Origin of the sequence: Promicromonospora kroppenstedtii, from assembly GCF_044389675.1 — a bacterium.
Taxonomy (GTDB): Bacteria; Actinomycetota; Actinomycetes; order Actinomycetales; family Cellulomonadaceae; genus Promicromonospora; species Promicromonospora kroppenstedtii.
Genome location: NZ_JBIRYI010000011.1, coordinates 181,953 through 198,448, shown reverse-complemented (window position 1 = coordinate 198,448; position 16,496 = coordinate 181,953). Strand labels below are relative to the sequence as shown.

18 protein-coding genes are annotated in these 16,496 nt (G+C 74.5%); 10 read left to right on the top strand and 8 right to left on the bottom strand.

What is annotated here, in order from left to right; all coding sequences use genetic code 11:
- Window position 1 precedes the first annotated feature (1 nt).
- The 7 genes from ACH47X_RS18765 to ACH47X_RS18735 all read left to right on the top strand — a co-directional run bounded on the left by ACH47X_RS18765 (window position 2) and on the right by ACH47X_RS18735 (window position 5,868).
- Window positions 2–883 carry a type II secretion system F family protein gene (locus ACH47X_RS18765; protein ID WP_397406038.1) on the top strand — a complete coding sequence of 294 codons (882 nt, stop codon included), beginning with the start codon at window positions 2–4 and terminating at the stop codon, window positions 881–883.
- Between the two features lie 22 nt (window positions 884–905).
- The gene (locus ACH47X_RS18760) at window positions 906–2,099 is read left to right on the top strand and encodes a sensor histidine kinase (protein WP_397406037.1); all 1,194 of its coding nucleotides are present in this window, start codon (window positions 906–908) and stop codon (window positions 2,097–2,099) included.
- Window positions 2,099–2,785, top strand: coding sequence for a response regulator transcription factor (locus tag ACH47X_RS18755; RefSeq protein ID WP_397406036.1), 687 nt, complete (start codon window positions 2,099–2,101; stop codon window positions 2,783–2,785). The genes ACH47X_RS18760 and ACH47X_RS18755 overlap by 1 nt, the downstream gene beginning before the upstream one ends.
- Window positions 2,786–2,852: 67 nt before the next feature.
- Entirely contained in the window at window positions 2,853–3,098 is a 246-nt protein-coding gene (locus ACH47X_RS18750) for a hypothetical protein (RefSeq protein WP_198012522.1), read from the top strand.
- A 28-nt stretch (window positions 3,099–3,126) separates the two neighbouring features.
- Complete coding sequence (locus tag ACH47X_RS18745) at window positions 3,127–4,656, top strand: OmpA family protein (RefSeq protein ID WP_397406035.1); 1,530 nt, start codon at window positions 3,127–3,129, stop codon at window positions 4,654–4,656.
- A gap of 22 nt (window positions 4,657–4,678) precedes the next feature.
- Window positions 4,679–5,311 (top strand): pilus assembly protein TadG-related protein, encoded by a 633-nt coding sequence (locus ACH47X_RS18740; RefSeq protein WP_397406034.1) that lies wholly within the window; start codon window positions 4,679–4,681, stop codon window positions 5,309–5,311.
- 116 nt (window positions 5,312–5,427) lie between these two features.
- Window positions 5,428–5,868, top strand: a complete 441-nt coding sequence (locus tag ACH47X_RS18735; protein WP_397406033.1) for a YybH family protein — start codon at window positions 5,428–5,430, stop codon at window positions 5,866–5,868.
- A 79-nt stretch (window positions 5,869–5,947) separates the two neighbouring features.
- Here ACH47X_RS18735 and ACH47X_RS18730 read toward each other — a convergent pair whose 3' ends face one another.
- From ACH47X_RS18730 to ACH47X_RS18715, 4 genes are all read right to left on the bottom strand, one after another.
- Entirely contained in the window at window positions 5,948–6,574 is a 627-nt protein-coding gene (locus ACH47X_RS18730; protein ID WP_397406032.1) for an antibiotic biosynthesis monooxygenase, read from the bottom strand.
- A gap of 104 nt (window positions 6,575–6,678) precedes the next feature.
- Window positions 6,679–6,936 carry a DUF6510 family protein gene (locus tag ACH47X_RS18725; RefSeq protein WP_397406031.1) on the bottom strand — a complete coding sequence of 86 codons (258 nt, stop codon included), beginning with the start codon at window positions 6,934–6,936 and terminating at the stop codon, window positions 6,679–6,681.
- A complete protein-coding gene (locus ACH47X_RS18720) occupies window positions 6,937–7,698 on the bottom strand; it encodes an FAD-binding oxidoreductase (RefSeq protein WP_397406030.1) in 762 nt (253 codons plus the stop codon). It abuts the gene before it with no gap.
- A complete protein-coding gene (locus ACH47X_RS18715) occupies window positions 7,695–8,288 on the bottom strand; it encodes a molybdopterin-dependent oxidoreductase (RefSeq protein ID WP_397406029.1) in 594 nt (197 codons plus the stop codon). Before ACH47X_RS18715 ends, ACH47X_RS18720 begins: the two co-directional genes overlap by 4 nt.
- A 128-nt stretch (window positions 8,289–8,416) precedes the next feature.
- Here ACH47X_RS18715 and sigJ point away from each other — a divergent pair, with 128 nt between their 5' ends.
- From sigJ to ACH47X_RS18700, 3 genes are all read left to right on the top strand, one after another.
- On the top strand, window positions 8,417–9,379 hold the full coding sequence (gene sigJ, locus ACH47X_RS18710) for an RNA polymerase sigma factor SigJ (protein WP_397406028.1): 963 nt from the start codon (window positions 8,417–8,419) through the stop codon (window positions 9,377–9,379).
- 102 nt (window positions 9,380–9,481) lie between these two features.
- Entirely contained in the window at window positions 9,482–10,708 is a 1,227-nt protein-coding gene (locus tag ACH47X_RS18705) for an NAD(P)/FAD-dependent oxidoreductase (RefSeq protein ID WP_397406027.1), read from the top strand.
- Window positions 10,709–10,844: 136 nt separating this feature from the next.
- On the top strand, window positions 10,845–12,533 hold the full coding sequence (locus tag ACH47X_RS18700) for an FAD-dependent oxidoreductase (protein ID WP_397406026.1): 1,689 nt from the start codon (window positions 10,845–10,847) through the stop codon (window positions 12,531–12,533).
- Window positions 12,534–12,662: 129 nt separating this feature from the next.
- Here ACH47X_RS18700 and ACH47X_RS18695 read toward each other — a convergent pair whose 3' ends face one another.
- The 4 genes from ACH47X_RS18695 to ACH47X_RS18680 are packed head-to-tail and all read right to left on the bottom strand — an operon-like array spanning window position 12,663 to window position 16,447.
- Window positions 12,663–13,991 carry an MFS transporter gene (locus tag ACH47X_RS18695; protein WP_397406025.1) on the bottom strand — a complete coding sequence of 443 codons (1,329 nt, stop codon included), beginning with the start codon at window positions 13,989–13,991 and terminating at the stop codon, window positions 12,663–12,665.
- 43 nt (window positions 13,992–14,034) lie between these two features.
- Window positions 14,035–14,493 (bottom strand): RpiB/LacA/LacB family sugar-phosphate isomerase, encoded by a 459-nt coding sequence (locus ACH47X_RS18690; RefSeq protein ID WP_397406024.1) that lies wholly within the window; start codon window positions 14,491–14,493, stop codon window positions 14,035–14,037.
- Window positions 14,490–15,446, bottom strand: a complete 957-nt coding sequence (locus tag ACH47X_RS18685) for a ribokinase (RefSeq protein WP_397406023.1) — start codon at window positions 15,444–15,446, stop codon at window positions 14,490–14,492. The genes ACH47X_RS18690 and ACH47X_RS18685 overlap by 4 nt, the downstream gene beginning before the upstream one ends.
- Window positions 15,443–16,447: a LacI family DNA-binding transcriptional regulator gene (locus ACH47X_RS18680; protein ID WP_397406022.1), complete on the bottom strand. Its 1,005-nt coding sequence runs from the start codon at window positions 16,445–16,447 to the stop codon at window positions 15,443–15,445. The genes ACH47X_RS18685 and ACH47X_RS18680 overlap by 4 nt, the downstream gene beginning before the upstream one ends.
- Window positions 16,448–16,496 lie beyond the last annotated feature (49 nt).

Here is a 16,496-nt window from a genome sequence, read left to right as displayed (position 1 = left end):
CGTGGAGGGGCTGATCGTCGCGGCGGGTGCCGCACTGGCGGCGGTGCTGGGGATGGTGGCGCTGCGGCTGCTGACCAGCACGGGCCTGGAGGACGTCGAGGCCGAGTACGCGCCCGAGGCCGAGGAGCGGCCGCGCGGGTTCGTGGCCGTGCTGGACCGGATCGGGGCGCCGCTGCTGCCGCTCGCCGTGCGGCTGTACGGGCGGCAGCGCCTGCAGCGGCTCGACACGGTCATCCGGCGGGCGGGCCGGCCCGAGGGCGTGACCCTGACGATGTTCGTGCGGCGCGAGGCGGGCCTGGTGCTGCTGGGCGTCCTGTTCGGGCTGCTGTTCGTGGTCCAGGACCTGTGGACGGTGGGTGTGCCGATCGGCCTGGTGCTGTGCGCCTGGATGCGGATCTGGCTGTACACCGAGGCGGGCCGGCGCCGGCGGCAGATCGATTCCGAGCTGCCCGACTTCCTCGACGTGCTGGCCGTGACCGTCACGGCGGGTCTCGGCTTCCGGCAGGCCCTGGAGCGGGTGTGCGAGTTCCACGGCGGTGCGCTGGCGGCCGAGATGCGTACGGCGCTGGAGGAGATGAACGTCGGTGCGTCCCGTCGGCAGACCTTCGTGGCGCTGCGCGAACGCAGCAAGTCGCCCGCCGTCGGGTCCTTCGTGACAGCGTTGTTGCAGGCCGAGGAGCTGGGCGTGCCGCTGGCCGACGCGCTCACCGGCATCGCGTCGGACGTGCGGCGCGAGCACGCCGAGACCGTGCGCCAGCGTGCGGCCCGGGCGGCACCCCTGGTGTCCCTGGCGGTGACGATGACGATCCTGCCCGGCGCGCTGATCCTCATCGTCTCGGCCGTGCTGGTCGCGAACGCGGGGGTGCTCGGTGAACTTTTCTGAGCGGCTGAGCCCGAGGCACGCCATGGACGCGCTCACCCAGCGTGCCATCGGCCCGGCGGTGCGCCTGCTGTGCCAGGTGCGGCTCGTGGTCCTGGCGTTCGCCCTGGTGCTCGCGCTGCTCGACGGCGCGGGCTGGCTCGGCGTGTTTCTGGTGGTGCTCGCCGCGCCGTTCTCGTTCGTGCCCGCGCTGAACTGGGACACCCGGGGCCGGTTCTACGCCCGCAACGGGATCCTGCTCGCGGGGGACACCGCCGTGGCGGTCGTGGCGCTGCTGCCGTTGGCGGGCTCGCCGCTCATGGCGGTCTACGCCGCGGCGACCGCCGCCCTGTGGGGCCTGTTCGCCGGGCTCCGGCTCGCGGTCGTGATGGCGGCGCCGCTGTGCCTCTACCAGCTCACCGCGTACGACGGCGGCTGGCGCGGCCTGGTCACGGGCGCCGCGGGCGCGGTCCTGACGATCATCATGACCTGGACCGGGACCCACCTCGGCCGGCGGCTGCGGCGGCAGGCGGTGCAGGCGGCGGAGCTGGCCGCCGTCCGCGCCGACCAGGCGGCCCTGGCCGAGCGGCTGAGCCTGGCCCGCGACCTGCACGACACCGTGGCCGGCGACCTCGCCGGCCTCGCCCTGGCCGCGCGCGGCCTGGCCGACCGGCTCGACCGCGAGGGCGCGGCGCCGGACACGGTCGGCGTCGCGCGCGAGCTGGGCGCAGCCGTCCGCACGGCGCACGAGCACACCCGGCGCGCGCTCGGCGAGCTGCGCGACGACCCCGACGGCCTCGCGGCGCTGCTCACCGAGACGGTCGGGCGCTGGTCCGAGCGCACCGGCACGCCCGCGGCCGCCGACGTCGACCCCGAGGTCGACGCCGTCACCGGGCCGGGCCGCGCGCGGCACGTCCGGGCCGTGGTGACCGAGCTGCTGGAGAACGTGCGCAAGCACGCGGGCGCTTCCCGCGTGACGGTCACCGTGGCCGCCGCGGAGGGCGCCGTCCAGGTGGTGGTGTCCGACGACGGCGCCGGGCTGGGCGCCGCAGGACCACCCGGCGGCTCCGCGCTCGACGCGGGCGGCTCGCACGGCGGGCACTACGGCATGCGTGGCGTCCGCGAGCGGGCCCAGCTCTGCGGCGGCGACGCGACCTGGGAAGCCGGTCCGGAGGGCGGCACCGTGGTCACGGTGGCGCTGCCCGCGGAACCGGCCCGAGCACTGGTGGAGGCAGCCTGATGCGCATACTCGCGGTGGACGACAACCCCATCATCCGGATGGGCCTGCGGACGCTCCTGGACGGCACCCCGGGCGTGACGTCCGTGGCCGACACGGGCGACCCCTACGAGGCGATCGCGTACGTCCGGGCCGGCCAGGTCGACGTCGTGCTGCTGGACGTGCGGATGCCCCGGATGAGCGGGCTGGAGCTGCTGCCCCAGCTCACCACCGGGGCGACCGTGGTCATGCTGACCCACACGGACGACCCGGAGACGGTCGCCGAGGCCATCACCGCGGGCGCCGCCGGGTACCTGGTGCACGGCGCGCTGGAGCCCGAGGCGATGGTCGCCGCGGTCCGGCTCTGCCGGAGCGGCAGCCAGGTGGTCTCCGGGGTGGCCCCGCCGTCCGCCGCACCGCCCCGCGCGCCCGCGGTGCGCGACCTGCTGTCCCGGCGCGAGGCCGAGGTGATGGACCTGGTGGCCGACGGCCTGGCCAACGGCGAGGTGGCGGCCCGGCTGTTCATCTCCGAGAAGACCGTCAAGAACCACGTGAACAGCCTGTTCGCGAAGCTCGGTGTGACCACGCGCAGCCAGGCGATCGTGCGCTGGCTGCAGCGGGGCCCGGAGCCGGGTAGTGCCGTGGGCCCAGGCAGAACAGGCCCGCGACCAGGCCCGCACACCCTGGGGCCGCGGGCCGCCGCTCCGTAGGTTCTCTGGTGTGGCCGCGGTCCTTGAACCCGCGACCGGACACCGGACACCGAACGTGGAGGACACCATGAACAAGCTGATCGAGAAGGCCACCGCCGCCCGCATCGCGCTCGCGGCCGTCGCCGAGCGTGCGGCCCGCCGGGCCCGCGACGACGAGCGCGGCCAGGGCACCGTCGAGTACGTCGGCGCGGTCCTGCTGGTCGTGGCCGTCGTCGGTATCGTCATCGCCGCGGCGAGCGACGTCGGCGACGCGATCGTCACGCAGCTCACCGACGCCGTGAACGACATCGCGGGCGCGGGCGGCGGCGAGTAAGGCTCCACCCACACAACGGAGGTACTGGATGCGTCAGGTCCACCGCGCGGCGCTCACCGTCGGACTCGTCGGCCTGCTGGCAGGCTGCGGCCTGACCGGCCCCGACGACCGGGCCGACACGGTGACGCCGCCACCCGACGCATCCCCGACCTCGTCCGGAGGCGCCACCGCGCCTCCGGACGAGGTCGTCTCCGTGGAGCGGGAGCTGCACGAGGCGCGCGTGCGGTTCGACCTGCGCCCGGTCGAGGCCGACGGCGACCTGGCGGTGCTCCGCTACGCGTACACCGCGGAGCCGGCCGGCGACGACTCCCTGGGCTCCGGGACCGTCCCGCTGAGCCTGGGCGGGCTGGGCAAGTCCGTCACCGACGGCCGCGGTGTGCGCCTCGTCGACACCGCGGCGCAGCTGGTGCACCCCGTGGCCCAGGCAGCCGACGGGACCCCCGCGGCGGAGCTCGACCAGGAGCGGGGTGACGACGACACGCTGACCGGCTCCGCCGTCGCCGTCTTCGCGGCCCCCGCCGGCGAGTCGGTGGACGTGCTGCTGCCCGGGTACGGCGCCGTCACCGTGCCCGTCGTCGCCGCGGGCGACGACTTCGACGCGGCACTCGAGCAGACCGGCGGCGCCGGGACCGGGGCGACCACCGAGCTGCGCGCCTTCACCCAGGGCTACGACGCCGAGTCCGCGACCTCCGCCGAGGACGACGACGTCACGGTCACCCTGGCCTCCGACGTGCTGTTCGACTCCGACGAGGACACGCTGTCGCGGTCCGCGCGGGGCGTCGTCGAGCGGGCCGCCGCCTCGATCGTCGAGCAGGCCGACGCCGGCGACGTGCACGTGGTGGGGCACACCGACGACGTCGACACCGACGCCTACAACCAGGCCCTGTCCGAGCGGCGCGCCCGCTCCGTGGCCGAGCGTCTGCGCGCCGACCTGGGCGGCGACTTCACCGTGACCGAGGAGGGCCGCGGGGAGTCCGAGCCGGTCGCCGAGGGCCGGAGCGCCGAGGCCCGCGCCGCCAACCGGCGCGTCGAGATCCACTTCCAGGGCCACCTCGTGGTCGACACGTCGGCCGAGAGCGAGGCGCCCGGGACCGACGCCCCGACCGCCCGGGACGCCGCCGTGACCATCGAGACGGGCAAGGGCGAGTACACGGTCGAGGTCGAGTCGGTCCAGCGGCGCCCCGGCGCCCTGGTCGGCACGCTCGTCGCGGAGCGGACCGACGGCACCGGGATCGACCCGGCCTGGTTCCTCCCGGCCCACCTGACGATGCTCGGCGACCGCAAGTTCGGCGCCCTGGCCGAGGTGGCCGGGCCCCACAACCTGTCGCTGCTCGGGGCGCGGGAGCGGGTGCTGCCCTTCGACTACGTGGCCGAGGAGCGCACGGGCGGCTTCGTGCTGCGCCGGCTGCTCGGCGACGAGGAGGTCGGGACGCTGGACCAGGGCCAGCGCGCCACGATCACCGTCTACTGGCCCGACACCGGACAGGACACCGTGACCGTGGACGCCCCGGAGCGGTTCCGCATCACCGACGTGCCCGTGACCGACCCGGCCTCGTGACCCATCCACCCCAGGAGTGACCGTGCCCCGACGGACCGACGACCGTGAGCGCGGCTCCATGCACGTGATGACGATCCCCGTGGCCGTCGGGATGCTCAGCGCAGCGGTGCTGGTGATCGTGATGTTCGGCTCGGCCACGAACGACCGCCGCGAGGCGGGCACCGCCGCCGACGCCGCGGCGCTCGCCGCCGCCCAGGAGTGGGACGACCGGCTGGGCCTCCTGCCCGCGCTGCACCTCCTGGGCGGGGAGCGCTCGGCGTTCTGGGAGCTGCTCGAGGAGTCGCTGCTCGGCCCGGGCACCGAGGAGGAGATGTACGAGGCAGCCCGTCAGTACGCCGAGCGCAACGGCGCCGAGCTGGTCGGCCTCGACGTCGACGTCGCGCGCCTGCGGGTGACCGCCGAGGTGCGGCACCACGAGGTCGTGCCGGGCACCGGGCTCAGCTCGGAGGCGCGCGCGACGGCGGGGATCCGCCTGAGCGGCGGCCTCTGCCTGGACGGCGGGCTGGGGTGGATGATCGACGGCGAGTGCGTCACCGAGGCGCCCCCGGAGGAGGACGAGGACTCCGGCGACGAGGACTCCGGTGACGACGAGGACGAGGACTGGACCCCGCCCGAGGTGACGGCTTACGCCAGCGACGTCGTCCTGGTGGACTGACCGGCGCGCACCCGCTCGGGAGCCGGCCGGCGGCGGCGACCCGCGCCGACCGTCACGTTCCGAGCGCCCCGTCCGTCACACCGGTGAGGAACCACCCGACGGAAGGACGGACAGCGATGAGCACGCAGACACTGGACGACGAGGCGGCCGTCCGGGGCCGGCTCGACGGGATCGTCGAGGGGATCCACGCCAAGGACCTCGACCGGCTGCGGCAGGTCTACGCGGCCGACGTCGTCTCCTTCGACGTCGAGCCGCCGCTGCAGCACGTGGGTGTGGAGGCGAAGCTGGCGAACTGGGCGCGGGTGTTCGCGGCCTTCGCCGAGGTCCGCTACGAGCTGCGCGACCTGGACCTCACGGTCGGCGACACCGTCGCGTTCGGGCACGGCTTCGGCCGGCTCAGCGGCACCCTCGCGGACGGCACCGTGACGGCCGGCATGTGGGTGCGCGCCACGTTCTGCCTCCGCAAGGACGGCGGCACCTGGCTGGTCGCCCACGACCAGGTCTCGGTGCCGCTCGACCTGCGCACCGGCAAGGGGCTGACCGGCCTGGAGCCGTGACCGGCCGGGCGCCGGACCCGGCCCTGGCGCCGGGCCGCGGCCGCTGCCTGGCGGCGGCGGTCGCGGTTCCCGTCCCGCGTCACGCCATCTCTGGCACGTGGAGGTGCGCGAACGCGATCTCCATCTCCTCGAGACCGTCGACCGTGGCACCCAGCTCACGGACAACGCGCTCGCGGATGTGTGCGGTGGCCTCCCGCGCGCGCACGACGGCCTCCATGCTGTCGAACGCGGTGGTGCCGACGGCCCGGCCCCGCTCGCGGTCGACCATCAGGCTGCCGCTGCAGAACCCGTCCATCTCCTGCAGCTGCGGCAGGATGACCATGCGGTAGAGGTCGATACAGCGGTCGACCATGTCCTGACCGCCGCTCAGCCAGGTGAGGCGGGCACAGGCGCCGTCGGGCGTGGCGTGGTCGCGGTGCACGACGGCGGCCTCCCACTGGTTGACGTCGCCGCCCCCGGTGCTGCCCAGCGCCTGGACGGCCCGCTCGCGCAGCGGGAGGACGGCGTCGGCGCTCGCCTGCATCGCGTCCATCGACTGCCACGCCGTCGTGGCGATGCACCGGCCGGACTCGCGGTCGACCAGCATGGACATCCCGACGCAGCCGTCCATCGCGGTGACGGCCGGGAACACGTCCTCGCGAACGATCCGCAGCCCGTCGTCGATCCCCCCGGGATCACCCTGGACCTCGGTAGTGCGTACGTACATGTCGGACTCTCCCTGTGTGTTCGGGGCAGCGTCCGGACGGCGCCGCCGTCGTCTTCCACACTCCGCCGCCGGGTGGCACAGGTCAAGGCCGGAGCCGACCGAGCTCAGCGCCGCAGCTCGACGGCGCTCAGCCCCGCGAGGCTCAGGATCACGCGGTCGCCCGTGTCGACGACGGTGGCGAGCACCCGGTCGCAGCCCGCGCACCGGGCCACCAGGCCGGGGGCGTCGGTCCAGACCATGGCCTCGGCGAGGGGGGCGGTGCGGCCGCAGCCGCCGCACCGGCCGCGGGCGGCGGTGACGTCGGAGCGGAACACCTCCGAGAGCGCACCGGCGAGGACGTTGCCGTCGAGGTGGTGTGTCATCTAGAGACCTCCGAAGCGCTCGGTGTGGATGTCCGCCGCGGCGTGGCCCAGGTCCTGCAGCCAGCGGGCGACCGTCTCGACGAAGCCCGTCGAGCCGCAGACGTAGACGTGCGGGCGCTGCTCCGCGGGGACGGTGCGCGCGGCGAGAGTCTCCCGCGTGAGCCGGCCGACCGGGTCCGGCCAGCCGTCCGGCGCGGCCCGCGTGTAGACCAGGTCGAGACCGAGCGTAGGCCCGGCGAGCGCGGCGAGCTCGTCGGCGAAGAAGACATCGGCGGGTGTGCGGGCCGAGTACAGCAGCCGGAAGGGCACCGTGTCGGCGGCGGCGCCGTGCGCGGCGGCCATGGCGTACAGCGGCACCACGCCGGAGCCGCCCGCGACGAGCTGCACCGGGCGGGTGCTCTGCCCGGGCCGCCAGACGAAGAACGCGCCCAGCGGGCCGTGCAGCTCGACCTGGTCGCCGGGCCGCAGGTCGTGCACCAGGAACGGGGAGACCTCGCCGTCGGGCACCTCGTCGACGGCGAGGACCACCTGGCCCGCCGGCATGGCCGAGGCGACGGAGTAGGACCGGCTCGCCTGGTAGCCGTCCGGGGCGGTGAGGCGCACGTCGAGGTGCGCGCCCGCCGGGCTCTCGGGCCACGTCGGCACGTCCACCGTGATCCGGACGGCGGACGGCGTCTCGCGGCGCGTCTCGACCACGGTCCCGGTGTGCCAGGAGACGCGCGGCCGGGGCGGGCTCGCGACGTCCGCGGGTTGCGTGCTCACCAGTACCGCTCCTCCTTCCACGGGTCGCCGTAGAGGTGGTAGCCGTACTGCTCCCAGAAGCCCGGGTCGTTGTCGGGCATCATCGTCAGGCCCCGCAGCCACTTGGCGCTCTTCCAGAAGTACAGGTGCGGCACGAGCAGCCGGGCCGGGCCGCCGTGCTCGGGGTCGAGCGGCTCGCCCTCGGCCTCGGTGGCGATCCAGGCCTTGCCGTCCAGCAGGTCCTCCAGCGGCACGTTGGTCGTGTAGCCGCCGTAGGAGTGCGCCATGACGTACTCGTGCTCCGACTCCACGTTCTCGAACACCTTGTCGAGGCTGACGCCGCGCCAGGCCATGTCGAGCTTGGACCAGTGGGTCACGCAGTGGATGTCGACGGTGACGTCCTCGACCCCGAGCGCGAGCAGCCCGTCCCAGCTCCACCGGTGGTCGGCGCCCGTCTCGTCGCGGATGGTGAACTGCCAGTCCGCCGTGTCGACCTGCGGGGTGGGTCCGGCGCTGAGCACCGGCCAGTCCTGGACCAGCGTCTGGCCCGGCGGGAGGCGGGGGTCCGCCTCACGTCTGCGACCGGAGAAACCACGGGTGACGAAGGACATGCGCACTCTCCTCCCGGCGACCGTGCCGGACACGGTTCGATGGTGGGTTCAGCGTAGGGCCGCCACCCGCCTCGTGGCACGCGCACGGGGCTGCCCCCGCGGGTGACTTCGCGCAGTAGGGTCGCGCCATGACTGGTGCGCCTGGTGAGCCGCTGCGGCAGGACGAGGTGGAGCTCTTCGAGGGCCTGCGCGGGCGCCTGGAGGCTATCGCGTACCGGCTGCTCGGCTCGGCGTCGGAGGCCGAGGACGCCGCCCAGGAGACGTTCCTGCGGTGGGAGGCGGCCGACCGTGCCCAGATCCGCGTGCCGGAGGCCTGGCTGACCCGGGTGCTGACCAACCTGTGCCTCACCCAGCTGAAGTCCGCGCGGGCCCGCCGCGAGGTCTACGTGGGCGAGTGGCTGCCCGAACCGGTGCTGGGCGGCGACTCGATGCTCGGCCCGGCCGACACGGCGGAGCAGCGGGACTCCGTGTCCACCGCGATGCTCGTGCTCATGGAGCGGCTCACGCCGACCGAGCGGGCGGTCTACGTGCTGCGTGAGGCGTTCTCCTTCTCGCACGCGGAGATCGCCGACATGCTGGACCTCACCGAGGCGGGCAGCCAGCAGGTGTTCCACCGGGCCAAGCAGCACCTGGCCGCGCAGCGGACGCGCGCGGCGGTCGACGTCGCGGCGGCCCGGCCCGTCGTCGAGGAGTTCCTGGCGGCGGCCACCAGCGGGCAGCTCGAACCGCTGGTCCGGCTGCTCACCGCCGACGTCGTGGGCGTGGGCGACGGCGGCGGCAAGGTGCCGGCGCGCGCGAAGGCGGTTCTCGGGGCCCAGGCCATGGCCAAGTTCCTGCGCGGCCTGTTCCGGCCTGCGGAGGTGAAGCGGGCCGCCCTGGGCGGCAGCCCCGACTTCTACGCCTGGACCGCCAACGGCCTCCCGGCCCTGGTCGTCGTGGTCGGTGACCGGCTGGTCGGCGTCATGACGCTGGAGGCGACCGGGGCCGGGATCACGGCCGTCCTCAGCCAGGTGAACCCGGACAAGCTCGGCCGGGCCGAGCGGCAATGGGCCGCCGTGGAGCACGGGGAGCCGCTGATCAAGGGCTGGTGATCCGGAGCCTGTGACCGGCGTCACAGGCGAGATCTGTCAGGGTTCGCCCTGCTGTCCCGTTCAGGAGGCACCACCGTCCCGAACGACAGGAGCTGACGGATCATGAAGCACCGCATCGTCATTCTCGGAGCCGGGTACGCCGGGGCCTCCGCCGCGGGCCGGCTGGCCCGCCGGCTGCACGGCGACGACGTCGAGCTCACCCTGGTCAACGCCGAGCCCGACTTCGTCGAGCGGGTCCGGCTGCACCAGCTCGCCGCGGGGCAGGACCTGAGGGCCCGCCCGCTCACCGACCTGCTCGCGGGCACCGGCGTGACCCTGCGGGTCGCCCGCGTGACCGCCGTCGACGTCGACCGCCGGACGGTCGCCCTCGCGGGCGCGGACGGCGCCCCCGGCGCCGAGCTGGCCTACGACACGCTCGTGTACGCCCTGGGCAGCTCGGCCGACGACCACGGCGTGCCCGGCGTCGCCGAGCACGCCCACGAGCTCGCGGGCCGTGGCGGCGCGCTACGCCTGCGTGACCGCCTGGCCGCGCTCGAACCCGGCGGCCGCGTGGTGGTGGTCGGCGGCGGGCTGACCGGCATCGAAGCGGTCACCGAGATCGCGGAGGCCCGCCCCGACCTGGACGTCGCCCTCGCCGTCCGCGGCGACCTGGGTGCATGGCTGTCGGACGCCGGGCAGCGGCACCTGCGGAAGGTGCTCGACCGGCTCGGCGTCACGGTCCACGAGCACACCGACGTCGCCCGGGTCACCGCCAGCGGCGTCGTCACCGCCGGCGGAGCCACCCTCGCGGCCGACGTCGCCGTGTGGACCACCGGGTTCGCCGCGCACCCGATCGCCGCCGCGACCGCCCTGGAGCGGACCGATCACGGGCGCATCGTCGTCGACGGGACCATGCGCTCGGTCTCCCACCCGGACGTCTACGCCGTGGGCGACGCCGCGCAGGCCGACGGCCCCCTCGGAAACCCGCTGCGCATGTCGTGCGCCTCCGGCATCCCGATGGCCTGGCAGGCCGCCGACTCCATCGCGGCGCGCCTGACCGGCGGCCGGCTGCCGCGCATGCCGCTGGCCTACGTGCACCAGTGCATCAGCCTGGGCCGCCGGGACGCGATCATCCAGTTCGTCACGGCCGACGACCAGGCCCGGCCCGCGGCCCCGGGCGGCCGCCTCGCGGCCCGGTACAAGGAGCTGGTCTGCGCCGGAGCCGCGTGGACGGTCGCCAACCCGATCCAGTACCCCGTGCGCCGACGCCGGCTGACGGCGGCGCCCTCGGTGGGGCACGAGCGGGTGAACTCCGGCGAGGCGCCCGCGGCGAGGGGCGTCCGCTCCTGAGGTTCTGTTCAGGCCACGAGCTCCCGCCCGCGGGAACCAGGCTGAAACGTTGCAGCATCGTGGCTTGAACAGAACCTCGGGAGTCGGTCGACGGCTGCGGCAAACCGACGATGACCCACCGTCTACGCTGGGCGCCATGGACGACAGGCCAGTCATCCTGCTGGCAGGCGGCGAGCACGCCGACGTCGTCGAGCAGGAGTTCCGCGCCCGGTATGACCGCGACTACCGGATCGAGCTGACCGGTGGCGTGGCCGCGTGCCTCGACCGGGCACGGGACCTCGTCGGCGAGGGCGCGCAGGTCGCGATGGTCGCCGCCGAGCACCACCTGCCCGACGGCACGGCGATCGAGCTGCTGCACCAGCTGCCGGCCGTCGTCGCGACCTCCCGGCGGGTCTCGCTCGTCCCGTTCGAGTACTTCAACGACAGCCTGGACGAGCTGCGCGAGGCGATGACGCGCCGCGAGCTGGACACGTACGTCATCCTCCCGCGCGGGCCGCGCGACGAGGAGTTCCACACCGCGCTGATCGAGCTGCTCTCGGAGTGGGGCTGGTCGGTGGGCCGCCCCGTCGTCACGGTGACGGACCTGGTGGCTGGGCCGGGTGACCGGAACGCCGCGGCGATCCGGGACCTCCTGGAGCGCCTCGGCTTCCCCTACCGTTCCCTCGGGCCGGACGACGACGACGCGCAGGCGATCCTCGAGGCCGCCGGCCCGGGGGCCGAGCTGCCCGTGGTCAGCACGTTCCGGGGCCAGACGCTGTCCGCGGCGACCCCGGCCGCCGTGACCGAGGCGATCTACGGCGGGTTCGACTCGATTCCCGAGGGCGTGATCGCGGACGTCGCCATCGTGGGTGCCGGGCCCGCGGGCCTGGCCACGGCCGTGTACGCGGCGTCCGAGGGGCTGGCCACGGTGGTGCTGGAGCGCGACGCGATCGGGGGCCAGGCCGGGTCGAGCTCGATGATCCGCAACTACCTCGGGTTCCCCCGCGGGATCTCGGGCATGCGGCTCGCGCAGCGGTCCCGCATCCAGGCCGGCCGGTTCGGCGCGCGGTTCTTCACGGGGCGTTCCACGGTCCGGATCGAGCCGGGCCCGCCGAACGAGCCCGAGCACCAGCACGTGCACGTCCGCGGCGCACAGCTCTGCGCCCGGACCGTGGTGCTCGCCACGGGCGTGACCTACCGGCGGCTCGGTGTGCCGGGCGTCGAGGACCTCGTGGGCGCCGGTGTCTACTACGGCGCCGCCACCTCGATGGCGCGCGAGATGCAGGACCGTGACGTCTACGTGGTCGGGGGCGGAAACTCCGCGGGTCAGGCTGCCGTGCATCTCGCCAAGTTCGCGGGCGCGGTGACCATCCTGGTGCGCCGCGCGAGCCTCGCCGAGACCATGTCGGACTACCTGGTCCGCGAGATCGAGGCGACACCGACCATCCAGGTGCGCACGCGCACCGTCGTGGCCGACGGCGGCGGCGAGGGCTGGCTGCAGTGGCTGCGGCTGGAGGACCTGGACACGGGCGAGTCGGCCAAGACCTCCGCCGACGGCCTGTTCTGCCTGCTCGGCGCCGAGCCCGACTGCTCCTGGCTGCCCGAGGACGTGGCGCTCGACGAGCGCGGCTTCGTGCTGACCGGCCGGGACGTGCCCCGCGACGCCTGGGTCGACGGCCAGCCGCCGGCGAGCCTCGAGACCACGGTGCCGGGCGTCTTCGCGGTCGGCGACGTGCGCGCGGGCTCCATGAAACGTGTCGCCTCGGCGAGCGGCGAGGGTGCCTCGGTGCTGCCGCTCGTGCACGCCCACCTGGCGCGGCTGCGTGCCCGCGAGTTCGGCGCCTGACGCGGGGAGGCCGGCAGTTTGCCTCGCAAACTCGGCACTTGGCATTGAGATCGGTCCATCCCTGGACCGATCTCAATGCCAAGTGCCGAGCTCAAGATGTGGCGCCCCGATGTGGCGCCCCGACGACGGTCAGCGGCGTCGGGCCTCCTCGACCAGGGCCGTCACGCGCTCGCGCTCGGCGCGAGGCCAGGTCTCCTTGGTCACCAGGATGCCGACCAGGCCGATGACGGCGGCCCCCAGGTACAGGACGGACGCGCCGGGCCAGCCGAACGCGCCGACCAGGGCCGCCGCGATCAGCGGGGCGAAGCCGCCCAGGGCCGCCGCGAGCTGGTACCCGAGCGACGCGCCCGACGTGCGGGTGGCGGTCTGGAACTGCTCGGTCAGGAGCGCCCCCTGGGTGCCGGTGAGCGCCGCGTGGATCAGGCCGATGCCGATCACGAAGACCACGACCACCAGCACCGGGTTGCCCTGGTTCGTCATCAGGTACATGGGGAACGCGAACAGGATGGCCGCGATGCAGCCGGCGATGTAGACCGGCCGCCGGCCGACGCGGTCGGTCAGCGATCCGGCGAGGAACGTGACCACCACGGCGGTGATGCTCGCGGCCGTGATCGCGCCGAGCGCGGTGGGCCGCAGCTCGGGGTTCCGCTCCGAGATGTAGTTGAGCAGGTAGGTCGCCGTCGAGTAGTACGCGAAGGACTCGACCACTCGCAGCGCGATGACGCGCAGGATGCTGCGCCAGTCGTTCCGCAGCGTGGCCAGGAACGGGTTCTTCTCGGTCTTGCCGGTCGCCACGGCCTCCTGGAACTCGGGGGACTCCGACAGGCGCGAGCGCACCACCAGCGCCACGATCACCAGCACCGCGCTGAGCAGGAACGGCGTGCGCCACTTCCAGTCGCCGGGCAGGCCGGCGCTGAGCGCGAACATGCCGCTGGCCAGCGCGATGCCGAGCGGGTTGCCCGACTGGGGGATCGCCGCGAACATACCGCGGCGGTGCCACGGGGCGTGCTCGTACGCCATGGTGATGGCGCCGCCCCACTCCGCGCCGAAGGCGAGGCCCTGGATCATCCGGATGATGACCAGCAGCACCGGTGCCGTGGCTCCGATCTGGGCGTAGGTGGGCAGCAGGCCGATCAGCACGGTGGCTCCGCCCATGACGATCATGGCGCCCACCAGCACGGGCTTGCGGCCGAACCGGTCGGCGAGGTACCCGCCGACGGCGCCGCCCAGCGGGCGCATCACGAACCCGACCGCGAGGGTCGCGAATGCGAGCAGCGTGCCCACGAGCGGGTCGCTCTCGGGGAAGAAGACGGCGCCGAAGTAGAGCGCCGAGGCGGTGCCGAACGCGACGAAGTCGTAGTTCTCGACGCTGGTACCGACGGCGGCGGCGACGGCGGTCTTGACCCGGTCCTTGGAACCGAGGGGCGACCGTCGCTGCGCGGGTGTCGTCGTTGACATGGAGAGATCTCCTTTGATCGTGGTGGAGCGTGTGTGCTGGGGTTCAGGGGGCCGGCGGCGCGAGGTCGTCGAGCGCGTTGAGCTTGGCGACGCGGCGGCGCGTGTCGGCGTCGTCGTCGAAGGTGGCGGCGAGGAACTCGCGCACGATCTCGGGGACGAAGGCGCGTGGCGCGAGCCAGGCTCCGAGGGCGATCGCGTTCGCGTCGTCGTGCTCGACCGCCTGGTGGGCCGAGTAGGGCTCGTTGGCCAGCCCGCAGCGGATGCCCGGGATCTTGTTGGCGGCCATGATGGCTCCGGCCCCGGTGCCGCAGACGAGGACCGCGCGGTCGGCCTCGCCCGCGAGCACGGGCGCGCAGGTGGCCTGCGTGATGTCGGGGAAGTCGACGGGGTCGGTGCTGTCCGTGCCGCAGTCGACGACCGTGTGCCCGAGGCCCTCGATCGCCTCGCGGACGAGGTCCTTGAAGGGGAAGCCGGCGTGGTCGGCTCCGAGTGCGACTCTCATGGGTGGTTCCTTCCGTTCGGGGTGGCGGGGGTCAGGGTCGGTGCGGCCGCGGCGGCGAGCCCGTGCTCGACCTCCGCACGGGTGGGGATCGACGGTGCGGCCCCGTGGCGGGTCACGGCCAGGGCGCCGGCTTGAGCCGCCCGGCGCACGGCCTCGGACAGCGGCAGATGCCAGGAGGCCGCGAGGTAGCCGACGAAGGTGTCGCCCGCAGCGGTCGTGTCGACCGCCGTCACGACGGGCGCGGCGACCCGGACGTGCGCACCCGACCGGTACACCAGCGCGCCGGCCGCGCCGAGCGTGCACACGACGTCGGTACCCAGCCGCGCGGCGACGGCGGCGACGTCGGCCTCCGCGCCGGCCGGCTCCAGGCCGAGCAGCCGGGCCACCGCGCCCAGCTCGTGCTCGTTGACCACGAGCAGGTCCACGTGCTCGACCAGGTCGGCGGCCCGGACCGGCGCGGGCGCCGCGTTCCAGATCACGGCCGCCCCCGCCGCAGACGCCGTCGCGGCGGCCAGCCGCGAGGTCGCGGCCGGGATCTCGTGCTGGAGCACCAGCACGTCACCGGGGGAGAGGTCCGCGCAGGCCCGGCGGACGGCGTCGTCGTCGAGGGCGGCGTTCGCCCCCGGGACCACGATGATCGAGTTCTCGCCGGCGTCGTCCAGCAGCACCAGCGCGCGCCCGCTCGGCCGCTCCGAACGGGTGAGCAGGGCGGTGTCGACGTCCTCGGCGGCCAGCGCGCCCGCCAGGGGAGCGCCGTCGTCGCGGCCGACCGCGCCGACCATCCGCACCCGCGCGCCCGCGCGGGCCGCGGCAACCGCCTGGTTGGCGCCCTTGCCGCCGAGCGAGCCCGCCGCCTCCCGGGCAAGGACCGTCTCGCCGGGCTTCGGCAGCGCCGCCAGACGCAGCGACGTGTCGGCGTTGACGCTCCCCACGACCGTGACCCGGCCCGTCATGCCCCGGCCCCGGCAGCCCCGCCGGCGGACCGGTCCACGAACGACGTCGTGACCCGGTGCGACGCCCCCGGCCGGCCCTCGATCACGTCGACCAGCGCTTCGACGCCCAGCCGGCCGATCGCCGAGGCGTCGTTGCGCACCGCGGAGATCGGCGGCGACACCAGGTCGAACCAGTCGAGGTCGTCGAACGACACGATCTCGACCGCGCCGAGCTCCGAGGCGGCCTCCTCACGCAGCGCGCGGGCGACACCCAGGGTCATCAGGCCGTCGGCGCTGAGCACCGCCGTCGGACGCGCGCCCGAGGCCAGCACCGCCCGCGTCGCCTCCACACCGCTCTCCGCCCGGAAGTCACCGTGCGCCACCAGGCGCGGGTCGGCCGACAGCCCGAGCTCGTCCCGGAACCGCAGGAACGCGGCCCGGCGCTCGTGGCCGGTCGAGACCTCGGGCGGGCCGCCGACGAACGCGACCTCCCGGTGCCCCTTCTCGTGGAGCCAGGTCAGGGCGCGCCGGATGCCGTCCTCGTTGTCGGTGCCGATCGTGGGCACGTCGAGGCCGTCCACCGCGCGGTCCACGAAGACCAGCGGCAGCCCGGAGTCGCGCAGGGCGCGCAGCGCCCCGACGTCGGAACCCTGCGGGGCGATGAGCAGGCCGTCGATCCGCTGGGAGGCGAAGGTGCGCAGGTAGGCGGCCTCCTGTTCGGCGTCCTCGTCGGCGTTGGCGAGCAGCACCGTGTAGCCGCGGCGCTGCGCCTCGCGCTCGGCGGCGTGCGCCAGCTCCGAGAAGAACGGGTTGCGGATGTCGGAGACCAGCAGGCCCAGCACATCGGTGCGAGACCGGCGCAGCGAGCGCGCGGGGCCGTTCGCGATGTAGTTGAGCTGCTTCGCCGCGGCCGTGACGCGGGCCCGGGAGTCGGGAGACGTCTGGCTGCTGCCGCTCAGCACGCGGGACGCGGTGCCGAGGGACACCCCGGCCAGCGCTGCGACGTCCTTGATCGTGGCCACTCTGCCGTCCTTCGTCGTCCGTCATTCCATGGAAACGTTTCCATGGACC